General features: G+C 61.2%; 13 protein-coding genes. 12 read left to right on the top strand and 1 reads right to left on the bottom strand.

Going from position 1 to position 21427, the window contains the following annotated elements:
- Nucleotides 1-340: 340 nt before the first annotated feature.
- The 7 genes from HZB60_00650 to deoC all read left to right on the top strand — a co-directional run bounded on the left by HZB60_00650 (nt 341) and on the right by deoC (nt 13699).
- Entirely contained in the window at nt 341-7654 is a 7314-nt protein-coding gene (locus tag HZB60_00650) for a T9SS type A sorting domain-containing protein (GenBank protein MBI5058269.1), read from the top strand.
- A 206-nt stretch (nt 7655-7860) separates the two neighbouring features.
- The gene (tkt, locus tag HZB60_00655; protein ID MBI5058270.1) at nt 7861-9885 is read left to right on the top strand and encodes a transketolase; all 2025 of its coding nucleotides are present in this window, start codon (nt 7861-7863) and stop codon (nt 9883-9885) included.
- On the top strand, nt 9882-10331 hold the full coding sequence (gene rpiB / locus HZB60_00660; GenBank protein MBI5058271.1) for a ribose 5-phosphate isomerase B: 450 nt from the start codon (nt 9882-9884) through the stop codon (nt 10329-10331). The genes tkt and rpiB overlap by 4 nt, the downstream gene beginning before the upstream one ends.
- 65 nt (nt 10332-10396) lie before the next feature.
- Nucleotides 10397-11509, top strand: a complete 1113-nt coding sequence (tal, locus tag HZB60_00665) for a transaldolase (GenBank protein ID MBI5058272.1) — start codon at nt 10397-10399, stop codon at nt 11507-11509.
- Nucleotides 11510-11759: 250 nt separating this feature from the next.
- On the top strand, nt 11760-12101 hold the full coding sequence (locus tag HZB60_00670; GenBank protein MBI5058273.1) for an Hpt domain-containing protein: 342 nt from the start codon (nt 11760-11762) through the stop codon (nt 12099-12101).
- Entirely contained in the window at nt 12101-12751 is a 651-nt protein-coding gene (locus HZB60_00675; protein ID MBI5058274.1) for a response regulator, read from the top strand. The genes HZB60_00670 and HZB60_00675 overlap by 1 nt, the downstream gene beginning before the upstream one ends.
- A gap of 264 nt (nt 12752-13015) precedes the next feature.
- Nucleotides 13016-13699, top strand: coding sequence for a deoxyribose-phosphate aldolase (deoC, locus tag HZB60_00680; protein ID MBI5058275.1), 684 nt, complete (start codon nt 13016-13018; stop codon nt 13697-13699).
- A gap of 18 nt (nt 13700-13717) precedes the next feature.
- Here deoC and HZB60_00685 read toward each other — a convergent pair whose 3' ends face one another.
- A complete protein-coding gene (locus tag HZB60_00685) occupies nt 13718-15610 on the bottom strand; it encodes a redoxin domain-containing protein (GenBank protein MBI5058276.1) in 1893 nt (630 codons plus the stop codon).
- Nucleotides 15611-15964: 354 nt separating this feature from the next.
- Here HZB60_00685 and aroA point away from each other — a divergent pair, with 354 nt between their 5' ends.
- The 5 genes from aroA to aroB are packed head-to-tail and all read left to right on the top strand — an operon-like array spanning nt 15965 to nt 21326.
- Nucleotides 15965-17251 carry a 3-phosphoshikimate 1-carboxyvinyltransferase gene (aroA, locus tag HZB60_00690; protein MBI5058277.1) on the top strand — a complete coding sequence of 429 codons (1287 nt, stop codon included), beginning with the start codon at nt 15965-15967 and terminating at the stop codon, nt 17249-17251.
- A complete protein-coding gene (locus tag HZB60_00695) occupies nt 17244-18080 on the top strand; it encodes a shikimate dehydrogenase (GenBank protein ID MBI5058278.1) in 837 nt (278 codons plus the stop codon). Before aroA ends, HZB60_00695 begins: the two co-directional genes overlap by 8 nt.
- Nucleotides 18080-19243: a chorismate synthase gene (gene aroC / locus HZB60_00700; protein ID MBI5058279.1), complete on the top strand. Its 1164-nt coding sequence runs from the start codon at nt 18080-18082 to the stop codon at nt 19241-19243. The genes HZB60_00695 and aroC overlap by 1 nt, the downstream gene beginning before the upstream one ends.
- Complete coding sequence (locus tag HZB60_00705; protein ID MBI5058280.1) at nt 19234-19752, top strand: shikimate kinase; 519 nt, start codon at nt 19234-19236, stop codon at nt 19750-19752. Before aroC ends, HZB60_00705 begins: the two co-directional genes overlap by 10 nt.
- Nucleotides 19749-21326 carry a 3-dehydroquinate synthase gene (gene aroB / locus HZB60_00710; protein MBI5058281.1) on the top strand — a complete coding sequence of 526 codons (1578 nt, stop codon included), beginning with the start codon at nt 19749-19751 and terminating at the stop codon, nt 21324-21326. Before HZB60_00705 ends, aroB begins: the two co-directional genes overlap by 4 nt.
- Nucleotides 21327-21427: the final 101 nt, after the last annotated feature.

A 21427-nucleotide genomic window follows, 5' to 3' on the forward strand; every position in this document is an offset into this window, starting at 1 on the left:
GAAGTCCGATCCGGCTTAGTAAATCGAACGGGGAGACGGCCCGGATTGTTGACTAAACCGAGAAAAACGACTATCTTAAATGTTGGTGAGGCTCGCTATTTCACGTGCGACCTCAATTTAACACTGAAAACGAATTCATTTCAATAGCTTAACCTGGGTTTTTTCCTGTGTCAATGACTAACGAATTGGGACGCGTCCGGCCCGGCGATATACGGGGGTCGCGGGCGCCTTGGCTCCTCGAGCCTAATACCCCGGAATCTCACCGACAGTTTCCTCGCTATCCGGTTACCCCAACGGACGGTTCGGCCCGGATGACTCAAGCGGATAAGGAGTGTTCACGATGAAGATGCGAAGTATTCTGATCCTGCTGGCCCTGCTCCTCTTGAGCCAGATGGCCTCGGCGCAGCCGTTTGCGGCCATTGTCTATAACCTTGAGACGATGCTGACCACGACGTGCGGGGGCGATGTTCCGATTCCGGACGGCACACCTGTGCTGATCTTCTGGGACAATGATTCCAATGGACCTGACGCCGACGACCCGCCGCCGCCGATCTGCGGGGTCACACCGCCGGATAGCGCCAACGATTGCGACCGCCTTTCGCTGGAAATGAACGGCGAACGCCTGTTGGCAATGCCGGGCTTTTTCTATTCGGAAGCGACCTTCAATTCCTGCTTGACGCTTCCTACCCCCCCTATATATTTCTTCCGGGTCTGCTACGGGGGTGTGCAGTGGCAGAGCGATCCGGTAACGATGGTCTCCGGGATTCAGGAACCCCCGACCACCGGGTGGACCTGCATCAACGAACCATGTGCAGGTTGTCCACAGCCGCAATCCGTGATCGGGATGGCGGCCTCGGACACGGTGTGCACAGCGGTAGAGGTCACGTGGTCTTATCCCGACAGTGTGGTTCTGATTGACTCGTTCTTCGTGTACCGCGACGGGGCGGTAATCGGCAGAACGCTGCGCACGACCGTCGGGCCGGACAATTTCAGTTTTGTTGATAATACCGCGTCCTCGGGCGCGACGTATGAGTATGGTGTAGAGGCTCGCCGCGGCTGCGGCGCGGGGGATTCGGCGCGCTCGTCGCGCGCGGTGGATGGAGGGACCCGACCCCCTTTACCGACGGTCGCCACGGGGGTACTCGCAACTGACGGCACCAAGTGCGATACCGTGACGATTAGCTTCACTTACAACAGCAACCTCGGTGTCGATTCATTTCTGGTGAAGCGCAATAATGTTCGCATCGGCGCATTGCAGGCGACGGGAGTTCCGGGGCCGCGCACGTTCCATTATACGGGGGCCAGTGCTCCGACCCGCGCCGCGTACACGATTGTCGGCCGGAGTCCGACGTGTGGTGAAGGCGATCCGTCATTGCCGGACAGCGGGCATGCCAATGACAATCCCGCGCAGCCGCAAGCTGTCAGCGCGACGGATAGCTTGTGCGGGCCCACGACCTCGATCGTATGGCGGGACGTGACGGGGGAGACCAGCTATCAAGTGCGCCGGCAGAACAACGATGGATTGGGTGACGTTCTGTTGGGCACCAATGCTCAAAACGACACGACCTATGAGGATGCTACCGGAAGCACGGGTGTCGTCTATCGTTACTATGTGGTGGCGGTGAATGGGTGCGGCAACAGTCCGAATGCGGCATACAATAACGGATCGCGGATTTCGACGCTGGGGGTCGTGACCGGGATTCAGGCCGAGGACGCGCTGCGCTGCGATTCGACGATCGTTACATGGACGGATACGGCCGGAGAGACCGGCTATCAGGTTACGCGAGACGGAAACTTGCTCACGACCACGGCGGCGAATGTCACGCGCTATGCTGACGGGACCGGCACCGCCGGACAGTCCTACACCTACCGGGTGATCGCCGTCAACAATTGTGGTGCAGGAACGGTTCCCACAGGTGACAGTGGTTCGCGGCGGGCGGCGCCTAATGCTCCGCAGGGGGTCGCGGCCACGGGTGTGAGCAACTGCTCGAATGTCACGGTGACATGGAATACGCAGGCCGGAGTCGATAGTTTCCAAGTTCGCCGCGAGGGAACCCGGATCGGTTCGACCATCGGTTCGGTGACCAGCTTTCAGGACTTGACAGCGGTTCCCGGAACGCCCTACGCTTACACGGTTGTCGCGTACAATCTATGTGGACCGGGGCCGGTGTCGGCCTCGGCGACGGGAACGCGCGGGACGGGTCTGGTGGCCCCCACGGGAGTGGCGGCGACGGGTGGCAACTGCACGTTGGTCACCGTGACCTGGTTTAATATCGTGGGCGAGGACAGCTTCCAGATTCGGCGCAATGGCGTGCGCATCGGTCGGACGTTGACTGACGTGATAACGTTTGACGATCTCACGGCCGCGCCGAACACGACGTATGGCTATACGGTGGTGGGCTACAATGCTTGCGGCGAGGGATCGGTATCGACAGTGGATTCCGGAGGCCGTGCGCCGATCGCGGGCACGACGACGAACCTGCAGGCGGCTGCCGATTGTGATTCGATTACGTTGACGTGGACGGCGGCGGCGAATGGGGCAAGCTATACCGTGTTGAAAGATGGTGCGTCGTTGGGCAGCACGGCGGCAACGACGTTCACGCACGGCCCGAATGACACCGACTCGCACGACTACCGCGTGTTCGCCACCAATGCCTGCGGCAACGGCGATACGACGAGCGCCGTAGCTGCCGCGCGATTGACCACTCCGGCGGCGCCGACGGCGTTTGACGCCGTGAGCGGAAACTGCGCCACGATCGATCTGTCCTGGACGAACCCGGCAGGCGCGACCGTGATTCGCATTTGGCGCGATGGCATTCTGGTCGATTCGGTTAACACACCGGCCACTACCTACTCCGATGAGGGCGCGGACCCGGGACCGCATACGTATTTTGTGAGAGCCGTGAATGCCTGCGGAGAATCGGATGCCTCGAATTTCGATACCGAAACGTTGCTTGAGCTGCCGTCGATTCCGACGGGCTTAGTGGCTTCATCGACGCTCTGCACGGGTGTGGTACTGAACTGGGATCCCGCGATGGGCGATGCCGATTGGTACACAGTCCGGCGCGAGGGATCGATCATCGCTAATAACGTGACCGACACGACGTATGTTGACGATTCCGCACCGGACGGCAGCTCTTCCTACACCGTCGAGGCCATCAGTAGCGATTGCGGTGGGACGGGGGAAAGCGAGGGGGCGCTCGGGACCCGTGTAGCGGCCACAGGGACGGCCGGCGACCTCGCCGCGACCACGACACGTTGTGATTCCGTGATCGTGACGTGGACGGCCGCGTCGGGTGATGTGGACAATTACAGCGTGCTGCGTGACGGTTCCGAGATCGGGTTGATGAACAGCACGACCTTCCGCCTGGCGGATGTTCCGCCGGCCGGATCCTATGATTACACGGTGGTGGCGATTTCCACGGAGTGCGGCGAGGGAGCGGCGGCAGGTCCGGTCGTGGGCACGCTGGCCGTCGCACCGACGGCACCCGTGATGACAGCGGCGACTATCGACCGTTGCACCGAAATCCACGTTGAGTGGACGTTCGGCACGGGCGCGATCGATAGCTACATCGTGGTGCGCGATGGCGAAGATATCGGCAGTGTGAATGCGCTGACCGGATCCTTCGATGACACGGGTGTGTCAGACGGAGATCACGATTATGCGGTGCGTTCCCATTCGGAGCTGTGCGGCGATGCGACCAGCGGTGAATTGACCGGAACGCGTCAGCCGGTTCCGCCGCAAGTGCAGAATGTGGCGGCGACGGATGCAAGCTGCGAGAATGTGACGGTGACCTGGGATGCCGCGGTGGGCAATTTCGACAACTACCGGGTTGACCGCGACGGCGGATTCCTGGCCTTTGTCGATTTGGGCACCACGCTATATGTTGATCTGACCGCGACCGCGGGCGTGACTTACGAATACATGGTCTGTGCCAATGACCTCGTTTGCGGATTGGGGCCGCTGTCGGTTCCGGACAACGGAACTCGTCTGTCGGGGGCCACTCCTCCGAGCAGTCTGACGGCCAGCGTGGATGTGTGTGACGGGGTCCTGCTCAATTGGGTGGCTTCGACCGGCGCGGTGGAAGGTTATCGAATCTATCGCGACAACGCGCTGATCGATTCGACGGACGCGCTGGCGATCAGTTACAATGACACTACGGCAGTTCCGGGTGTCGAGTATTCCTATGAAGTCTCGGCGTTCAGCACCGCTTGCGGCGAGACGGAGCGCTCCAACCCGATCACAGGTCTGCGGCTGCCGACGCCGGGACAAGTCGCAGGCCTGGCAGCATCCAACGACGATTGTGATGGCATTTTGCTTAACTGGACGGCCATCGTCGGGGTGTCCGCGTACCTGATTGAACGCGACGGTGATTCGCTCACGACCGTCGATGTCGCGACCTATCTCGACGGCGACGTCGTCCGCGGCGTGGCACACAGCTATCGGATTTCGGCGTCAAATATTTGCGGTGTGGGTGAGTTTTCCGTGGCGGCATCCGGTGCGCGGGCCAATCTACCCGGCAACGTGACGAGTTTCTCCGCGACTGACGACCAGTGCTTCCTGGTCACGCTGACGTGGACGGACATCGCCGATGAGTCCGGCTACTATGTGTACCGTGACAATGTGATCATCGATACGCTGGATGCCGACACCGTCACCTACGAAGTTGCCGGTGATGAAACCGTACTGAGTTACTACGTGGTCGGGTTTAACCCCTGTGGCGCCAGTCCGAGTACCGTCAGCGACAACGGCAGCGCGCTCAGCGGCGCGTTGCCCGCGACCGCATTGGCGGCGACCGCCGACCGCTGCGACGGTGTGCTGGTGAGCTGGAGTGATGGCGCGAATGCGACATCGTATCAGGTGTACCGCGATTTCAATACGGTCGGCGATCCGGTGCTGCCGGGTGTGCAGCAGTATTTGGATGCGGGCGCGACGGCCGGAAACCACTTCTATTCCGTAGCGGCGATCAATCAGTGCGGGAACGGCGGATTGGCGGATACCGTGGAAGGAACCCGACTTGCGGTGCCGCCCGCGGTGACCAATCTCGCGGCGAGCCAGGACGATTGTGAGCACATCGTGCTGAGTTGGGATGATCTCACCACTGAGACTGATTATGTAGTGGTGCGGGAAGGCTCGCCGATCGATACGATTCCGGCAAATTCGACCGGATTCACCGACACGACGTTAGCCCCGGCAACTTACGATTACGAAGTGTACGGTAGGAACAGTTGCGGTGACGGCATTCACGCGGGAGTGTCCGGACGTGTCGTCGATACGCCGCAGCAAGTAGGGAACGTGCAGGCAACCGGCGATCGTTGCGACGGCATTCTGGTTACGTGGGATGACTTGCCTGACGAGCTGACCTACGACGTCGTGCGCGATGGAGTTGATCTGGTGGCGGACAATCTGGCGGCTAATACCACGGAGTTCCTCGATCCCTTCCCGGCCGGAGCGGTCCATAACTATACTGTGATGGCGTCGAATGCCTGCGGCGACGGGCCGATTTCTGAAGCGGGAACCGGTGCGCGAGTTCCGATCCCGGATGCTCCGGGGTTTGTGATCGCGGACAGCACCTGCAGCGGCGCGATGATCAGCTGGGGCGATGTGGCGTCGGAAGCGTGGTACCGAATCTACCGCGACGGTGTGGTCATCGATTCGGTGGCGCAGAATATCTGGGCCTATGCGGATTTGAATGCGGGCGGCGCGCCGCATACCTACTGCGTGGAGGCCGCCAACGCGTGCGGCACGAGCGCGCAGGTGTGTGACGAATGGTCGCCGATTCCGGTACCGGGTGCGGTGACCGGATTGCTCGTGATTCCGTCATGCACCGCCGATACGGTGAGGTGGACGGACATTGTCGATGAAACGGGCTATCAGGTCACGCGCGATGGCGTGAACATCGGTCCGGTGCTGCCGGCCAATGCGACGCAATACATCGATGCGTCGGCGCGCACGGGTACGGCCCAATATCGCGTGGTTTCGCTCTATGCGTGTCCGACCGGCGGCGGAGTCGCCGGACCCGTGCCGAGCACGCGCCTCAGCGCTCCGGCCACCGGCCCCACCAACGTGGTGGCGACGGACAACCTGTGCGCCAGCGTTACGATCACGTGGTCCACGGTGCCCGCGGATAGTTTTGTCATCTACCGCGATGGGACACGCGTCGGAGTCATTCAGTTCCCGGCCGTGACCTTTACGGATACACCGCCTCCGGGGACCTACAACTACTGTGTGCGGGCGAAGAACAGTTGCGGTGAATCACCGCCGCCGGGAAACTGCGACAGCGGCACGCGGCTCGGCGCTCCGCCGATCGTTCCGGCGATCAGTGCAACGGAGAACAACTGCTCGTTCATCCGGGTCACGTGGACGCAGTCGGCCGGTGCAACGCAGTACCGGGTCCTGCGGAATTCCGCGCCGCTGGTGTCTGTTTCCGGCGACAGTTCGGGCTATACGGATTCCGGCGCAGCCGCGGGTGCGAGTTATCCTTACAGCGTGATTGCCGCCAATCTCTGCGGCGACGCGGATACATCCGGGGTTGACAACGGTACGCGTTTAGTCAATCCCGGGGCGCCGACGGGTGTGGCCGCAACGGACGACCGCTGCGACAGTATTGTAGTCACGTGGAACGTGGCGACCGGCGACGTGGACTGGTACGTCGTCTTTGCCGGAGTTGATTCGATCGGACAGGTGGCGGCACCGGGTACGCGATTCGCCTATCAGCCTGCCTCGGGCTTCACGGCGGCGTTCACGGTGCGCGCGCGCAGCAACGACTGCGGTCCGGGTAACGCCAGCGCGCAGAACACAGGCACGCGGCTTGCGGCGCCTGCGGCTCCGACGCAATGCCGCACGAGCAACGCGGTCTGCGATCAGATCAACGTATTGTGGAATGGCGTGAGTCCGGCTCCGACGGGTTACATTGTGTTCCGTGACGGGTCGCGTCTTGACACCGTAACGGCAACGCAACTGGCGGACACCGCCATCGACGATGCCGTGACGCACACCTATCAGGTGACCGCCTACAACTTGTGCGGAGAAGGTCCGGTCAGCAATAGCGCGACGGGCAACGCACTTCCGTTGCTGAGACTGCCGCAAGGCGTGCCGGATTCGGTGACGTCGCTCGAAACCCTGACCGTGGCCCTGGCTCATTGTATCGGAGTCGATGCGGACACCGTGTACCTGTCCTTGAACGGCGGCGAGTTTGTCGTCGTGGATACGTTGCCGGGATCGGCCGGTCAGGTCAACATTCAGGTGCCCTGGACACAGGACACGACCGACAATAACCGGTTGCGAATCGTCAGCGTCCGCGGCGGTCGTGTGGATGTGCTGCTGACCGAGACGTTCGTAATTCTTGGGACGCTGGGTGCCGATGAACCGGGAGCCGGACTGGTTCCGACCGAGTATTTCATGGACCAGAACTTCCCGAATCCGTTCAATCCGTCCACGACGATTCGCTTCGGCGTGCCGCGGGTGTCGGATGTGAAGATCGAAATCTACGACCTGACCGGGCGGCTCGTGACCACGATTGTGGAGGGAGCGGTTGAGCCCGGTGTTCATTCGGTGATGTGGGATTGCAGTGACTGCCCGACCGGCATGTATCTATTGCGACTCACCGCACCCGATCAGGTGCTGATGCGCAAGATGCTGTTGATGAAGTAAGCCAAGCTTCTTGCCCCGGCACGATCGCATGCATGTCTGAACCATGAATGAAGGGCGACGGAGGTCATACTTCGTCGCCCTTCGGACATCCTCTCCGCCCAGCGACGGGCCACCCGTTCCTCGCCTGTGGCCCGCTCCTTGCAATGGCCGATTCTCTGATTCCGAAACATCGCTGCACATAGAGCTGAAACACGCTGGAGCTTATTATGGCATCTGGGCTGGACGACCTCTGTATCAATACCATTCGCATGCTGTCGGTGGACGGCGTTCAAAAGGCCAAGTCCGGCCACCCCGGTCTTCCGCTGGGCTGCGCGGCGATGGCCTATGCCGTGTGGACACGTCATCTGCGGCATAACCCGGCTGATCCGAAATGGGTGAATAGAGATCGCTTTGTGCTCTCAGCGGGACACGGCTCGATGCTGCTGTACTCGATGTTGCACTTGACCGGCTATGATTTGCCGATGGAGCAGATTCAGGCATTCCGCCAGTGGGAAAGCAAGACGCCGGGTCATCCGGAATCCAATTTGACTCCGGGGGTTGAGGCGACCACGGGACCGCTCGGACAGGGTGTCGGCAACATCGTGGGGATGGCGATTGCCCGCGAGAATCTCGCGGCGACGTTCAATCGGTCGGATCGCGAATTGATAGACTATCGAATTTTCGGGATTTGTTCGGATGGCGATTTGATGGAAGGAGTGTCGGCGGAGGCCGCCTCGATTGCAGGCCACCTCGGACTGGGTTCAATCACGCTGCTTTATGACGATAATCGCATCACGATCGACGGCAGCACCGAGATCTCGTTCACGGAAGATGTGATGAAACGCTTTGAAGCGTACGGCTGGCACGTGCTCGAGTGTGACGGTCTCGATGTCGAGGCCGTGGACGCGGCGGTGCAGGCGGGCGTCCGCGAAACGACGCGGCCCACGCTCATTCGCTGTCGCACGACCATTGGATATGGCTCGCCGAACAAGGCCGGCACGTCGAAGGTGCATGGCGCGCCGCTCGGCGACGAAGAGGTTGTCTTGACGAAACGGAATCTGGGTTGGCCAGAGGACAGGTCTTTCCACGTACCGAATGAAGCTTTCAAGCACTTCGGAGCGGCGCTGACGTCAGGCAAGCAACGGCAGGAGGACTGGAATACAAGGTTGTCCGCGGCGCGCGCCGATGCGGCCTGGAGCGCGCGGTGGGATGCGTTCTGGAGGCGTGAGCTACCCGCCGGTTGGACCAGCCGATTGCCGCGCTGGACGGCCGCGGACAAACCGCTGGCCACGCGGAAGGCCTCGGAGAAATGCATGCATTCGCTGGCCGCGATTCTGCCCAACATGATCGGCGGCAGCGCAGATCTTGTCGAATCAAACCTCACGTACCTCGAAGGGCAAGGCGATTTTCAGAAGGGTGTGTATGCCGGGCGGAACATCCGATTCGGCATTCGCGAGCACGGAATGGGAGCGATTCTGAACGGCATCGCCTTGTCCGCGCCGTACATTCCGTTCGGCGCGACATTCCTGTGCTTTCTTGACTATCTGAAGCCGGCGGTGCGTGTCGCCGCGATCTCGGACTTGCCTGTGATCTACGTCTTCACGCATGACAGCATCGGGCTCGGCGAAGACGGTCCCACACATCAACCCGTCGAGCACCTGTCCCACATGCGGGCCACGCCGAACCTGTTCGTATTCCGGCCGGGCGACGCGAATGAAACCACGTTATGTTGGCAACTCGCTATTGAACGCACGCACGGACCGTCCACGCTGATCCTGACGCGCCAGAACTTGCCGATTCTTGATCCCGCGATCTACGGCGAACTGAAGGTCGATCGCGGCGGTTACATCCTGGCGGAGGCAAGCGGAGCGGATCCCGAGGTAGTCCTGATGGCCAGCGGAAGCGAAGTCTCGCTGGCGTTGAACACGCGATTGAAACTGGAAGTCGAGGGGATTCCCACGCGCGTCGTGTCGATGCCGTGTCTCGAAATATTTGATCTGCAATCACCGGCGTATCGTGAGCAGGTATTGCCGCCGCGAGTCCGCGCGCGGCTGGCGATCGAAGCGGGCGCGACGTGCGGTTGGTGGAAATATGCCGGACTCGACGGCGACGTGATCGGCCTCGATCGCTTTGGCGCTTCGGCGCCCGCCGAGCTGCTGTTCGAGAAGTTCGGCTTCACCGCAGAGCATGTTTACCAGCGCGCGCTGGCGGTTCGCCAACGCGCCAAACGGAGTGCGGAGGCCGTCGCGTGAAGCTCGCCATCGGCTGTGATCACGCCGGGTTCGATCTCAAGTCCACGCTGAAACCGTGGCTGCAAGCGCAGGGGCATGAGCTGCTGGATGTCGGCACTGATTCGACCGCGGCGGTGGATTACCCGGACTTCGCGCGAGTGGTAGGGCATGCCGTGGCAGATGGGTCCGTCGCGCGCGGTCTCGTGATCTGCGGCAGCGGGGTGGGTGCCAGTGTGGCCGCGAATAAGGTCAAGGGCGTGCGCGCCGCGGTCTGTCATGATACCTTCTCGGCGAGGCAGGGCGTGGAAGATGACGACCTTAACGTGCTCTGCCTCGGAGCGCGAATCATCGGCAGCGAGCTGGCCAAGGAAGTCTGCGCGGCCTTTCTCTCCGCCACATTCTCGAAACTGGAACGGCATGTGCGGCGTTTAAACAAGATTCTTGAGATCGAGGCCGGGCAACACTGAACGGCCTCACTTCGTGAGTCCTTGCGGTCAACTACTGACCGTTCACCACTACGGCTGGGAGCACCATGAAACACCCGATCATCGAAGCCACATGGAAACACGGGCAGTCCATTTGGCTGGATTACATCAGCCGCCGGCTCATCGAGTCCGGCGATCTCGACCGACTGGTAGCGGACGGGTTGCGCGGATTGACCTCAAACCCCACGATTTTTCAGCAGGCCATCGCAGGCAGCGCGGACTATGATCGCGAAGTCCAGTTGGGCGTCGAACATGAGTGGGATGCACAGAGAATTTTTGAACAACTCGCCGTGGCCGACATCAGCTCGGCAGCGGATGCGTTGCGTGCGGTCTGGGATGAATCCAACGGAACGGACGGTTTCGTGAGTCTGGAGGTCTCGCCGCGGCTCGCGCACGAAACTGAGGATACGATTCGCGAGGCGCAGCACCTCTGGAAGGCGGTCAGCCGTCCGAATCTGATGATTAAGGTGCCGGCCACGAAAGAGGGAATCCCGGCGATCCGCGCGCTGCTGGCCGAAGGGTTGAACATCAACGTCACACTGATCTTCTCCCTCGAGCAATATCGAAGCGTGCTTGAGAGCTTTGTCGATGCCATTGAATATCGTGTGGGACGCGGGTTCGACGCCTCGCGCGTCGCTTCCGTGGCCAGTTTCTTTGTGAGCCGGGTTGATAACGTCGCGGACAAGCAATTGGCTGAACGTGGACGCGCGGACCTCGGTGCTAAGACCGCGATCGCCAACGCCTGCCTGGCCTACCGGCATTTCCTGAATGTTACGCTGAGCGAGCGCTGGCAGAAATTGGCCGCTGCGGGAGCGCAGGTCCAGCGCCCGTTATGGGCCAGCACATCGACCAAGAATCCAGCCTATCCCGATACGCTTTATGTGCAGGAACTGGTCGCCAAGGATACGGTCAACACGGTACCTCCGGGGACGCTTGATGCTTGGAAGGACCATGGCCGACCGGAGGCGTCGCTCTTGCGCAACCTCGCGACGGCCGAGCAGACGTTGTCCGACTTGGCTGCGGCCGGCATCGATGTGCAGCGGATCACCACTGACTTGATCGAAGATGGTGTCAAGAAGTTCTCGGATTCTTATGATCAACTGCTTGACGCAATCCGCGCCAAGGCAAAGGGCGGAATCAAGTTGAGCAGTGTTCGCTGATGATCTTTGACGGTTGAGCGAATCAGGCGGGCTTCGCGGCTCGCCTTCTTCATTGCCGCGCTTGCGCGATCGCCTGCGCCGCTGCCGCGCAGTAGCCGTACGCTGTTATGGCGAGTTCAAGTTGAACCCGCGCCGGTTGGTATGCAGGCTGACTGCGGCCGGCTGTGCGGGCTTGCTTCTTGCAATTAACCTCCGACACCAGTGGGCGCAGTTTGCCCTACTTTATTGAGCTTACGTCCGGGAGGCGGTGATGAGATTTAACAGGGAGCGACTAAGCGAGGCCGGGATGGGGGATCCCGAGTTCATTCGGGAGCTTGCGCAAATGATGCTGAGTGACGGCGAGGAGCGAGTGCGGAAGCTGCAAGCGGCGGCCACGGCCACGGACTGGGAGACCGCCGGTCAGATCGCGCACTCCATGAAGGGCGCCGCGCTGACTGTCGGAGCGGAGGACCTGGCTGCGCTGTGCGCGACAGTGGACGACAGCGTACGAAGGCTGCAGTGTACTGACGGCGCGGCAGCGATCGACGCCATCGCCGCGGAGTTCGGTGCCGTTCGCGAAGTCATCCAGCGGGAAATTCAGGAGGTCGGATAATGTACGTATTGCTGGTCGAGGACGACCGCTTCTCGCGCAAGGTGCTGCAGGCGATGTTGGAGCGCTTCGGATGCGAGGTTACCGCGGTGGCCAACGGCGCGGACGCGCTGCGGGAATTCGTGCGCCAGAAGCCGGATCTTGTGCTGACCGACTGGCTAATGCCGGAGCTTGATGGGATCACCCTCTGCAAGCGAATCCGCGAATACGAAGACGGCGAATACACGTTTGTCGTCATGGTAAGCGCCAAGAACCGCAAGGAGGACGTGTTGGAAGCGATGGAGGCCGGCGTTGACGACTTTCTTGCCAAGCCCTTTCACCGCGAGGAACTCCGGCTGCGACTGCGCAACGCCGAGCGAATCCTGAATCTACAACACTCACTGGCCAAACGGATTTCCGAGCTCGAAGAGGCTACGGCTCACGTGGAACGCTTGCAGGGGTTCTTGCCGATCTGCGCCTATTGCAAGAACGTGCGCAATGACGGCGACTTCTGGCAGCAGATCGAGCACTACATTGCTGAACGCGCCGAACAGCTCTTCTTCTCGCATTCCATTTGTCCGCAATGCTACGAGAAACACGTCAAGCCGATGGAGGATCGGCTGTACGGCCTGCCGGTCTGTGAACCCACCCCTGTGACAGAGGACCGGACTTAGAGCCTATCCAGCAATAGCAGAACGGCGCGGCAACGCGGCTGCAGCCCGTTGTCCAAGCTGAATGTCAAGCGGCTCAAGCCACCTTGCCATGCCGAAATTTGCAGCCAACTCGATTTCAAGATAGCTTGCGAACCGGAGGGTCCGACGAGCGCGGCCCGCCACACTCAGGGTGTGGCGGGCCGTTGATTGTGGTATTGCAATTTTGCCGCGGAGGTGCTATACTAAGGGTTGAAACTTCTCATCAATCCGCGAGCATCTTTCAGCGTGAACCTGCGCGAATTCGCCCGGTACTTCGACCACACAGCACTGAAACCGGAGACCACTCCGGCAAATATTGAACAGTTGTGCCGTGAGACCCGCGACTACGGGTTTGCGGCCGTCTGTGTCAATCCGGTTTATGCGCAAATGGCCGTACACCTGCTCGCAGACTGTCCCGCAACGGTCTGCACTGTCGTCGGGTTTCCGCTCGGCGCATCCACGACCGCGAGCAAGCTCAGCGAATGCCAGCAGGCGATTGTTCATGGCGCGCGGGAGATCGATATGGTGATCTGGATCGGCGGGCTAAAGGCGGGAAAGGCGAACGACGTTGAAGCCGAGATTCGAGCACTTGCCGAAGATTGTCACGCGGCGGCCGCGCGGCTCAAGGTGATTATTGAATGCGCGCTGCTGACCGACGAAGAGAAACGGCTGGCGTGCAGTCTGGCCGTGCACGCGCGCGCCGATTTCGTCAAGACCTCGACCGGATTCGCGGCCGCCGGAGCGACCGTGGCTGATGTGAAATTGATGAGCGCGATCGCGCTGCCCGCCGGCGTAGGTGTCAAAGCAGCGGGTGGCATTCGCACATTTGCGGATGCCACGGCGATGATTGCCGCGGGCGCGACGCGCATCGGCGCCAGCGCCAGTGTCGGAATTCTCGCCGAATCCCGGAGTCAGGGAATGGCCGAGTGAGAAGCGGAAGCCGAGCGACTATTTCAGGGCGGTGACCCGTTCGCTGAGCGTGATTGAATCCGGGCCGTGGCCGTCCGGATTCAAACGAATTCTCCAACCCAACGTAACCGGGACGCACGATCCGGCATTGCCATCCGTGCAGTAGGCCAGCGAAAGCATCGCATGAAGAGTGCCCCCGGCAGTTAACAACGCCGCGGGCAGCCTGACCTCTACCGGCAGCGTTCCGCTCGTCGCCAAGCCTTCGATGGCGGAGTCGGTCGAGCTTTCGGACGTGATCGCGAAGTTGAGGGGAGCTTCCGGATTCAGGTGAATACCCGGCTCGAATCGCGGCTCGAATCGCACCAAGAGGTCACTGCCCGGTCTGAATGCATGATCGGTGACAGGAAGAGTATCCGCACTCAGGCTCTTCGCCAGCGTGCTTTGCAGCCCGGTCAGTCGGAGTTCGGACCACGAACCGTCCTTGACGCTGAAGGCGACGATGCGATCGTGATTCGTGTCCGCGATGTAGAGCGTATCTCCCAGCGAACTTAACCCGCCGGGTTCGTACAAGTTGAGCATGCCTTCAGCAGATGCGATCTCAAGCGGCGCGCCGCCACCGACAAGCGAGGTGACCTTCCGGGCCGGTTCGTTGACCCGGCGGATCTTGTGATTGTAGGTGTCGGCGATCAAGATGTCGTCTCCGTGAACGGTTACGCCCAACGGATGCTGCAAGAGCGCGGTACTGAGCGTCCCGTCGCGATCACCGAAGTCGAAGAGTCCGGTGCCGATCAGCGTGACGACCTCGCGACTTTGCAAACTAACCTTGCGCAGCGCGCTGACTTCACTGTCAACGAAGTAGAGCCAGTCGCCCTTGCGGACGATACCGGACGGCTGCGCCAGCGCGGCATAGGTGCCGGTTCCATCGTCGAGGTCCTCGCGGCCCGAACCGGCCCAGACTTCCGCGATTCCCGACCCGAGATCGAGCCGCCAAAGCTGGTGCGGTCCGGCCATCGCGATGTAGAGCGCGCTGTCCACGAGCGCAAGGTCCCAGGGACTATTCAGGCCCTGCGCGCGGCCGCGCTGGCCGCCGACTCGATCATACACCTGCTCGCCCGTTCCCGAGATCGTCTCCACGATCTTCGCTGTCAAATCGAGCTTGCGGATGAGATGGTTGTCCGTGTCGGCGACGTAGAGCAAGTGATCGCCGTCGAAGGCCACACCTTGCGGGTTGTGGAACTGCGCGGAGGCGAATGGACCGTCCGCATTTCCGCGAACTCCGGATCCCGCCACAGAGATCACACGGCCCTGCGGAGTTGCGATGATAATTCGGTCGTGGTTCGAATCCGAGATGAACAGGAACCGACCGAGCGGGTCGGCGAGTACTTTGCCCGGAAACGCGAGTCCCGAGGTGGCGGGAACGCGTGACTTGCGCTCAAATGCAGGGGGAGCGCTGGCCAACGTTCCGTTGGATTTCGCTTCCACCAGCAGCGCCGCCACGACCTGATCGAGCACTTCCCGATTGCCTTCGCCCGAGAGCGCACCGACTACCTTGCCCGCGGGATCGATGATCATCAGCGTCGGCCACGAGCGCACGGAATAGGCCGACCAAATCTCGTGATCCTGATCGACGATCACCGGATGACCGATGTTGTACCGCTGGCAGGCCTGCAGGATATTTCTTTCATCACCCTCGTTGTCGAACTTGGCGGAGTGAACTCCGATCACGACGACCGGACGCCCGGCATATTTGTGCTCAATGTACGCGAGGTCCGGGAGGATGTGCATGCAGTTGATGCAGCAATAGGTCCAGAAATCGAGCACTACGACACTGCCCTTCAGCTCCTCATCAAGCCGCAGCGGCCTGTCAGTATTCACCCACGCGAATTCGCGCGGGAATCGTGGGGCTCCCACTCGGTCCGTCGGCAACTGGATTCTCGACATGCCGGTCGTATCCTTTGGTGAATTCGTCTCATCGGCGACACGCGAGAAGGGAAACGGCACGCGATGCGGTGAACCACTTCCGCAACTTGAAATTGCGAAGAGCATCATGCCCAGCAGTACTACGATTCCCGATTGCATTCGCGTTGGATCCCGGTTTGATTCAGAGTAAGTTCAGCGTTCGTCAGGCAATTGCTGCATAAACGCCGCGTGCAGCCCAAAAGTTTCCGACCGCCGAGAGTGGCACGGCCAGACAACAGGATTACAAGCAGTTAGGATGAATCCCGAGACAGTGAGCGCGAACGGAAAGCACACAGGCCGCGCGACGGTGCCGCGAGGAGTCCTCCGCTGAGTCAGGCGCGAATCACACCCGCATGCTCTCCACTCCGCGGAGTGCTGTCACTTCCGGGCGACAAGTCGATCTCGCACCGTCGGGCACTGTTCACTTTGCTCACGGACGAGGAAGTCCGGATTGCGAACTACGGCAGTGGCGATGATTGCGCGACGTCGCTGACATGTCTAAGTGAGATGGGCAAACGCGTTAAGCGCAACGGTAACGAAGTGTTGATCGGCGGGACGGCCGATAACAAGCGAGTTCGGCTCGATTGCGGCAATTCGGGTACGACTGCGCGGTTGCTCATGGGATTGCTGGCCGGATGCGATGGCAAGTTCGAGCTCGTCGGCGATGAGTCCTTGTCGCGGCGCCCGATGAATCGGGTGGCTGAGCCGTTGCGCCGCATGGGCGCGCAGATCGAGCTTACCGACGGTCACCTGCCGGCGAGAATCACCGGGGCTGATCTTACCGGCATTCGATACGAAGCTCCGGTCGCGAGCGCACAGGTCAAATCGGCGGTACTGCTGGCCGGACTGCGCGCCACCGGCGAAACGTACTATCGAGAGCCGGCACCGAGTCGAGATCATACCGAACGATTGCTTGAGATCGCCCCCGATCCGGAAGGATGGTTGTGTGCGCACGGAGGAGTGGCGTTTCCCGCCGCCCGCTTGCGCGGCGAGGTGCCAGGCGATCCTTCGTCCGCTGCGTTCTGGATTTGTGCCGCCAATCTGATTCCGGATTCCAAAATCCGGTTGCACGGCGTGCTGGCGAATCGCGGCCGAAATCAATATGTCTCGATGTTGCGGGTGTGCGGCGCCGGGATTACCGCCACAGCTCCGCGCAAGCAGGGTGGCGAGGACGTTTGCGACCTGCACGTGCAACAGGCGACGCTCACGCCGCTCGGTATCGAAAACGCGAACGCTTCGCAAGTAATTGATGAGATTCCCGTGTTGTCCGTGTTGGCCGCAACGCTCGCGGGACGCAGTGAATTTCATGACGTGGGCGAACTGCGTGTCAAGGAGTCCGACCGGCTGGCGTTGATCGTCGAGAATTTGCGCGCGATGGGTGCCGACGTCAGGGATTGGAGTGACGGGTTTGCCGTGATTGGGGGCGGGCGGTTGCACGGAGCGCGAATCAGGGCCGCAGGCGATCATCGCATTGCCATGGCGTTCGCGGTTGCGGGATTATGGGCAACCGGCGAAACGATCATCGACGATGCGCACTGTGTTTCCGTTTCATATCCGGAATTCTGGGAGCACATGCGGGCGCTGGTGCCGGGATCGGTCCGCATCAATGAGTGAGAAGTATTTTCGGTTCGGTTTGCTGGGACAGCAGATTGCTTACAGCCTGAGCCCGCGGATTTTCGACTGGGCTCTGCGGGAGGCGGGGCTTGCGGGGTCGTACGAAAGCTGTTCGCTTGCGGAGAGCGATGTCGCCGTATTCATGTGGACTCATGTGAAATCGCTTGACGGGCTGAATGTCACCGTGCCGTACAAGACCGTAGTCGCCGGACTCTGTCATGAACTCAGTGCTGACGCATCGCGGATTGGTGCCGTGAATACCGCCTATTGGAGTGGCAATCGACTGATCGGCGATAATACGGACAGCTCAGGGTTCGGTTTTGCGCTTGATCTGCTCCTGAAAAATCGTCCGCCATGCCGCCGGGTGCTGGTGATCGGCGGCGGCGGTGCCGCGCGTGCGACGTTGCTCGAATTGGAACGACGCGGTGTCCGAGAAGTTACCGTGGCGGCCCGCGATACGACCAGAGCGGAGAGCACGCTGCAACACTTGGCGTTCTCGGGCCTGCGGGTCGTGCCGTTGAATGACTGCATAAGCGGCGACGGTTATGACCTGATGATTCAGGCAACTCCCATCGGCAGCGTCAATCAGCCCGGGACTCCGGTACCGCGCATGCTTCCGATCGATTCCGCTACCGCGGTCATGGATTTGATCTACGCCCCGCGGGAAACTGAATTCCTGCGTCAGGCGCGCGAGTGCGGAGCGCAGACGATGAATGGACTGCCGATGTTGATCGCGCAGGCGGCCGCGGCGTTTGAGATCTGGACCGGGGTCCGCTTCGCGCTCGAAAAGGCCATGCTTGAACTGTTACCCGAATTCTCGCCAAGATGATCCAATTTCTTACCGCCGGAGAAAGTCACGGGAGGTGCCTGGTCGGGATTCTGGAAGGAATGCCGGCCGGACTGGCGATTTCCGAATCGGAGATTGCCGTTGATCTCAAGCGCCGTCAACATGGCTACGGTCGTGGCGACCGCATGAAGATCGAGCAAGATCACGCGCAGATTCTGACTGGCGTGCGGTACGGACTCACCATGGGTTCGCCGATTGCACTGCTCATCGAAAACCGGGACTGGCCCAATTGGACTTCGCGAATGCGCGCGGATACGCCTCCGGACGGCGAGCGAGTTCCGCCGCTTACGAGTCCGCGTCCGGGTCACGCGGACTGGGCGGGTTCGTTAAAGTACCGTCATAGTGATATCCGCAATGTGATCGAGCGCTCCTCTGCGCGCGAGACCACGACGCGCGTCGCGCTGGCGGCGATTGGCCGCAAGTTCTTCCGCGAGTTGGGGATCGAGGTCGGCAGCCACGTGATTCAAATCGGCCCGGTGGCCGCCAACTGCTCCCAGGGCGAACGCACGGTGTCGGAGCTCAATCGCGACGCGGATGCAAGTCCTGTTCGTTGCCTCGACGCGGCGGCCGGGGCGCGCATGATCGAGGCGATTGACGATGCGAAAGCGCAGGGAGACACGCTGGGCGGTGTGTTTGAAGTGGTTGTGACCGGGTTGCCGGTAGGGATCGGCAGCTTCTCTCATTATGACAAGCGGCTGGACGGTATTCTCGCGGGCGCCATGATGTCGATTCATGCGATGAAGGCGGTCGGCTTCGGCATGGGCTTCGATGTGGCAAGTCATCCCGGCAGCGAAGTCCACGATCGACTGTTTCCCGGTGAGCTGCGCGAAGTTGAGCGACAGACGAATAACGCGGGGGGAACCGAGGGCGGGATGACCAACGGTGAGCCGCTGCGCATCCGAGTTGCCATGAAGCCGCTGTCCACCTTGGGGCGGCCGCTGGATTCCGTCGATCTTGCGACAGGTGAGCCGGTAACGGCCTTGCGCGAGCGCAGTGACGTTTGCGCGGTGCCCGCCGCGGCCATTGTCGGGGAAGCGATGGCGCTGCTCGCCCTGGTGAATCCGTTCCTGGAGAAGTTCGGCGGAGATTCCATGGACGAAATTCGCGCACACCTGAACGCCACGCCGCCATCGCCATGGGTATAGTCTTCCTTACTGGAATGCCGGGTTCCGGCAAATCCAGTGCGGGGCGCGAGCTTGCGCGGGTGATGGCAAGGCCATTTTGCGACCTGGACGAGCTGATCGTTGAGCAAGCCAAGCTGACCATTCCGGAGATCTTCAGCAGCCGTGGCGAATCCGCGTTTCGTGCGGTTGAAACGGCCGCCTTGGAAACTGCACTCGAGCGAACCGAAGCCGTCATTGCATTGGGCGGGGGGACACTGATCGCTCCGCACAATCTTGAACTTGTCCGTGATCGCGGCGTGCTGGTCTATCTGGCAGCCCCAATTGAAGTGTTGTGCCGGCGGCTGGGAACCGCGAGTGGCCGCCCGCTGGTTGAAGGACTCGTCAGCGGAGACGATATTCGGCGAAAGCTCGAAGCACTTTGGCGGGCGCGGCGCGCGACGTATGAAAGCGCACACGTCGTCGTCTGGTCCGGGACCACATCGAGTCTGGAGCAGGTTGTAAAACAGATTTCTGAACGGATATTGAAGTGACGGGCTCGACTCCGATAATCCTACGGACAGCCGCCGGGGACATTCCGATCAAGATCGCGCCGCGCGGTATGGATTGGGTGGCCGGAGAGGTCGCGGAACTTGTCAACACGCGACCCTCGCGTGTCTGTATTATCTCTGACGAGCGTGTGGCCCTGCTGTATGCTGCCCCGCTCACCGCGAGTCTGCAAGCCGCGTCGTTTGAGACGCTGACGCTCACGTTTTCGCCGGGCGAGGCAAGCAAAAGCTTACGCACCGTCGAGCGAATGCTGGATCAGCTCGTGGACGCGCGATTTGCGCGGGATGAGCTCATTATCGGATTGGGTGGGGGTGTGACTACCGATATCGCCGGTTTCGCCGCGGCCATCTATCAGCGAGGGGTGCGTTGGATTGCCGTGCCGACGACACTGATGGGCATGGTTGACGCGGCGATCGGCGGCAAGACCGGGGTGGATCATGCGCTGGCCAAGAATATGATCGGCTCGTTTCATCAACCCGCCGCAGTGTTGGCGCCGCTCGCGGCGCTCGATACGCTGCCGATGCGGGAGTGGGTCAGCGGAGCGGCGGAAATCGTGAAGAGCGCGCTGATTACCGGTGGAGACTTCTGGAGTCGGCTCGCCGCGCGGGAATTGGACCTGCGAAAGTGGAGTGCGCATGACCGACACTGGGTCATTGAGACTACGGCGCGCGCGAAGGCCGACATCGTCTCCCGCGATGAACGGGAATCCGGTCCGCGGCGCGTACTCAATCTTGGTCATACGTTCGCGCACGCCATCGAGACCGCCACGAACTATCGATGGTACCGGCATGGAGAGGCCGTGATGCTTGGATTGCGCGCTGCGGTTCGCATTTCCAATCAGCATGGATTGTTGCCGGATGCGATCGCGGTCGAGATCGACGATTTCATCGCGAGAATCCCCGTGCCACGCGCGCAGCTCGATGCGGAAGCGATCGTCGATGCTTTGACCCGCGATAAGAAAGTCGCTGCGGGGCGGATTCACTGCGTGCTGCTCCGTCAGCCCGGACGAGCGATCGTAACCGATGACGTCCCGGCCCGGCTCGTGAGCGCCACCGCAGAGTGGCTGTGCGGCATCGCCGCTTATGGTGAGGCGGCGGCGGATGAACATGCCAGCCCGCGTGTCCTGGTCATCCAGGGTCCCAATCTCAATCTGCTGGGCTCGCGCGAGCCTGCGGTGTATGGAACGGGGACGCTCGACGATTTGGAGCGATTGTGCGTGGAGGCGGGCGCCGCGCTCGGATTGGAGGTGCTGTGCAGGCAGTCCAATCACGAGGGAGAGCTGGTCGCGCTCATTCAGCAGGCGCGACATTGGGCGGACGGGATCATCTTAAATCCCGGAGGATTTACGCATACGTCAGTTGCCATCCGCGATGCGTTGAGTGCCGTGCGGATTCCGGCGATCGAAGTGCACCTATCAGATATCGCGCAGCGCGAAGAATTTCGCCGCCGGTCGCTGATCGCCGATGTCTGCTTCAGGAGCGTAGTCGGCAAAGGCGGACAAGGATATGTCGAAGGGCTGGAAACGCTCGCCGCAAGATTCAGGAATTCGCCAAACTGACCCGATCATCCGGTCCGCCGGGAACCTCCCGGAGCCAACCGAGTACAATTCAAGACAAAACTACGACGGCCATGCTCAGGCCGCGAAACGCAGATCAAGGG

It is taken from the genome of candidate division KSB1 bacterium, assembly GCA_016214895.1.
In the GTDB taxonomy this organism is placed as follows: Bacteria; Electryoneota; RPQS01; order RPQS01; family RPQS01; genus JACRMR01.

Bases quoted from the DNA above. Each gene is read 5' to 3' on its own strand.
- tkt (MBI5058270.1), top strand. From the start codon at position 7,861: ATGGCATCTGGGCTGGACGACCTCTGTATCAATACCATTCGCATGCTG.
- tal (MBI5058272.1), top strand. From the start codon at position 10,397: ATGAAACACCCGATCATCGAAGCCACATGGAAACACGGGCAGTCCATT.
- HZB60_00705 (MBI5058280.1), top strand. From the start codon at position 19,234: ATGGGTATAGTCTTCCTTACTGGAATGCCGGGTTCCGGCAAATCCAGT.
- HZB60_00670 (MBI5058273.1), top strand. From the start codon at position 11,760: ATGAGATTTAACAGGGAGCGACTAAGCGAGGCCGGGATGGGGGATCCC.
- HZB60_00675 (MBI5058274.1), top strand. From the start codon at position 12,101: ATGTACGTATTGCTGGTCGAGGACGACCGCTTCTCGCGCAAGGTGCTG.
- HZB60_00695 (MBI5058278.1), top strand. From the start codon at position 17,244: ATGAGTGAGAAGTATTTTCGGTTCGGTTTGCTGGGACAGCAGATTGCT.
- HZB60_00650 (MBI5058269.1), top strand. From the start codon at position 341: ATGAAGATGCGAAGTATTCTGATCCTGCTGGCCCTGCTCCTCTTGAGC.